The 2,348-nt window shown below is 69.4% G+C and carries 2 protein-coding genes and 1 pseudogene; 1 reads left to right on the top strand and 2 read right to left on the bottom strand.

Annotated features, from left to right (window positions below):
* Nucleotides 1-129: 129 nt before the first annotated feature.
* A complete protein-coding gene (locus ABD366_RS43395) occupies nucleotides 130-783 on the bottom strand; it encodes a TetR/AcrR family transcriptional regulator (protein WP_324770370.1) in 654 nt (217 codons plus the stop codon).
* 296 nt (nucleotides 784-1,079) lie between these two features.
* Between ABD366_RS43395 and ABD366_RS43390 the strand changes: the two genes are divergently transcribed.
* A complete protein-coding gene (locus tag ABD366_RS43390; protein ID WP_324770371.1) occupies nucleotides 1,080-2,006 on the top strand; it encodes an NmrA family NAD(P)-binding protein in 927 nt (308 codons plus the stop codon).
* 117 nt (nucleotides 2,007-2,123) lie between these two features.
* Here ABD366_RS43390 and ABD366_RS43385 read toward each other — a convergent pair.
* Nucleotides 2,124-2,348, bottom strand: a pseudogene (locus tag ABD366_RS43385) (hypothetical protein); the annotation flags it as partial.

Here is a 2,348-nt window from a genome sequence, read left to right as displayed (position 1 = left end):
CCTGACTGGGCGGTCGGTGATGCTCTGACGGATTACACAGCTCTGGGGAGTGGCCGTCCCCGACCACCCTGGGCCGTGTATCGAAGGCTTTCAGGGGCCGAGCAGGCATGGCGCGGGATCGGAGGGGTTTCAGCCGGTGGGGGTGGCGCCGATGAGAGGCAGTAGGACCTGGTCCACCAGGCGGGCCACTCCTTCGGTGTCGAGAACGGTACCGAGCAGGTCTTCTTGTTGGACTGTCACCCCGATGGCTGCAGCGATCTCCATCCTGCCCGGCGTCAGCAAGAGCTCGACCCTCTCCGCGGTGATCTCGCCGCGCTGTTGAGCGCGGTGGAGGCAGGCGGCTATGTCCTCGCGCTGGCCGGCGATGGCCCGCTCGCGCAGGGTGTCGGCGATCTGGGGGTGGGAGGCGGTGGCGGCAGCCAGCACGGCTGAGAAGTGACGTGCTTGGGGCTGCATGCACACGGATCTGTGGGTCAGTGTGGTGATGAGGTCTTCGCGCAGCGTCGTGGCGGCCGTCGCCTCGGCCGGGATGGCGGCGGAGAGCATCAGGCTTTCCAGGGCATCGGCGACCAGGTCCTCGCGCGAGGCCCAGCGGCGGTAGACGGTGGCCTTGGCCACTCCCGCGCGCGCGGCCACCGCATCCATGGTGAGACCCGCGTGGCCGCTTTCGGCGATCAAGTCCAGGACGGCTTCGATGATGCGGGTGTTCCGCGTCTCGTCGCGGACGGGCCCGAAGGCGCCACTGGGTCGCTGGCGTCCAGCGGGGCGGGTCGACCTGGTCATACGCACGACGGTACTGCATCCGCTTCCCCCACCATCGGGCCCTCCGCCCGGCCTGAGGAAAGCCGCGGACCGGGTCGGTGGCACCGTCCGCATACGCCTCGGAGTCCAGCACGAACCCTCATCGCGCCACCCCGTCTCTCCCTGCTCGTGAACCACGGGTTACCGGCTGGACTCTGGCAGGCCAGCACAGACCTTCAACTAGATACTACTGAGACTCGATACTGTACAGTCTCTAATTGGCGGGTCTTCGTGCCCGCATGCCGACACCACGTGATCAACCGAAGGCAAGGCGCGCTATGACACACAATGACAAGGCGAAAGTTCTCGTCACCGGAGCGACCGGGATGCAGGGCGGCGCCGCCGTCCAGGCGCTCCTGCGCGTGGGCCACCCCGTGACAGCGTTCGTCCGCAACACCTCCTCCGCCCCCGCCCAGGCGCTCGCCCGGCAGGGCGCCGCCCTCGCGACCGGAACCATGGACGACCTCGCATCCCTGGAGGCCGCCGGCGCCGGACACGACGCGGTCTTCTCCATGCAGCCGGTGGGCTACGATCCGGCCGATCCCGGCGCCGAGCAGCGCCAGGCCCGCAACATCGCCACCGCGGCCCAGCGGGCCGGCATCACCCAGATCATCCACACGTCCGTGTCCGCGACCGGATGGCGCAGCCAGCACCCGGACATCGAGGAAACCAACCCTGTGATGCGGGCGTACTGGGACGACAAGGAGGCCGCGGAGGACGCGATCCGGCAGTCGGGCCTGAAGCACTGGACCATCTTCAAGCCCGCCTTCTACATGGACAACTTCCTGCCGCCCAAGCAGGAACACATGTTCCCCGACCTGCCTCAGGGCAAGCTGATCACCGCTACGAGCCCGCAGACCAAGTTGGCGCTCATCTGCTCGGACGACTTCGGAGCGGCTGTCGCCGCCGCCGTGGCCGAGCCCGCCACGTTCCACGAAGCCGAGATCGAGCTTGCGGGCGACGCGCTGACCCACCCCGAGATGGCGGACATCCTCTCCCAAGCTGCCGGCCGCGAGATCACCGCCGTCTTCCTCTCCCGGGAGGAGTTGGAGCAGCGCTTCGGTGCCCCCATGGCGGACAGCCAGATCTGGAACGACCGTGTCGGCTACCCCGCACGCCCCCACCACGCGGCCCACTACGGCCTGACCACGACCACCTTCGAGCAGTGGGCAGCGAAGCAGGACTGGACCCTCCCGGCCGCCTGAACTGAGACCCCCCGGCTTCACCAGCGGGAGGTGGTGTTCCCGGCGACGCCCCACCGCGGCGCCGGGAACACCACCTCCCGCGCGAGGGCGGCCACGTCCGTACGGGCGACGGCTGTGTCAGCGCAGGGCGGTGGGGGCGAGACGGACCGTGTGCGGCCTGGCCCGAATCCGGACAGGGGCGGGCCCGGAGGCCGTCTTCACGGGGGCCAGGGGGTGGGGCACGGTGCGGGGCTGCCGCGGGGGCCGGGTCAGACGGCGAACTATGAGGGTGATGACGGTCCAGGTGAGGTGGGCCTCACTGTGTGAGATGAGCCGCTCGTAGTCCCGCACGTTCCTCCTGGC

Origin of the sequence: Streptomyces kunmingensis (assembly GCF_039533535.1) — a bacterium.
Classification (GTDB): Bacteria; Actinomycetota; Actinomycetes; order Streptomycetales; family Streptomycetaceae; genus Streptomyces; species Streptomyces kunmingensis.
This window is presented reverse-complemented; position numbering and strand designations above follow the sequence as displayed.

Excerpts from the sequence above, each read along its gene's own strand:
- ABD366_RS43395 (WP_324770370.1), bottom strand. The coding sequence starts at position 783 with ATGACCAGGTCGACCCGCCCCGCTGGACGCCAGCGACCCAGTGGCGCC.
- ABD366_RS43390 (WP_324770371.1), top strand. The coding sequence starts at position 1,080 with ATGACACACAATGACAAGGCGAAAGTTCTCGTCACCGGAGCGACCGGG.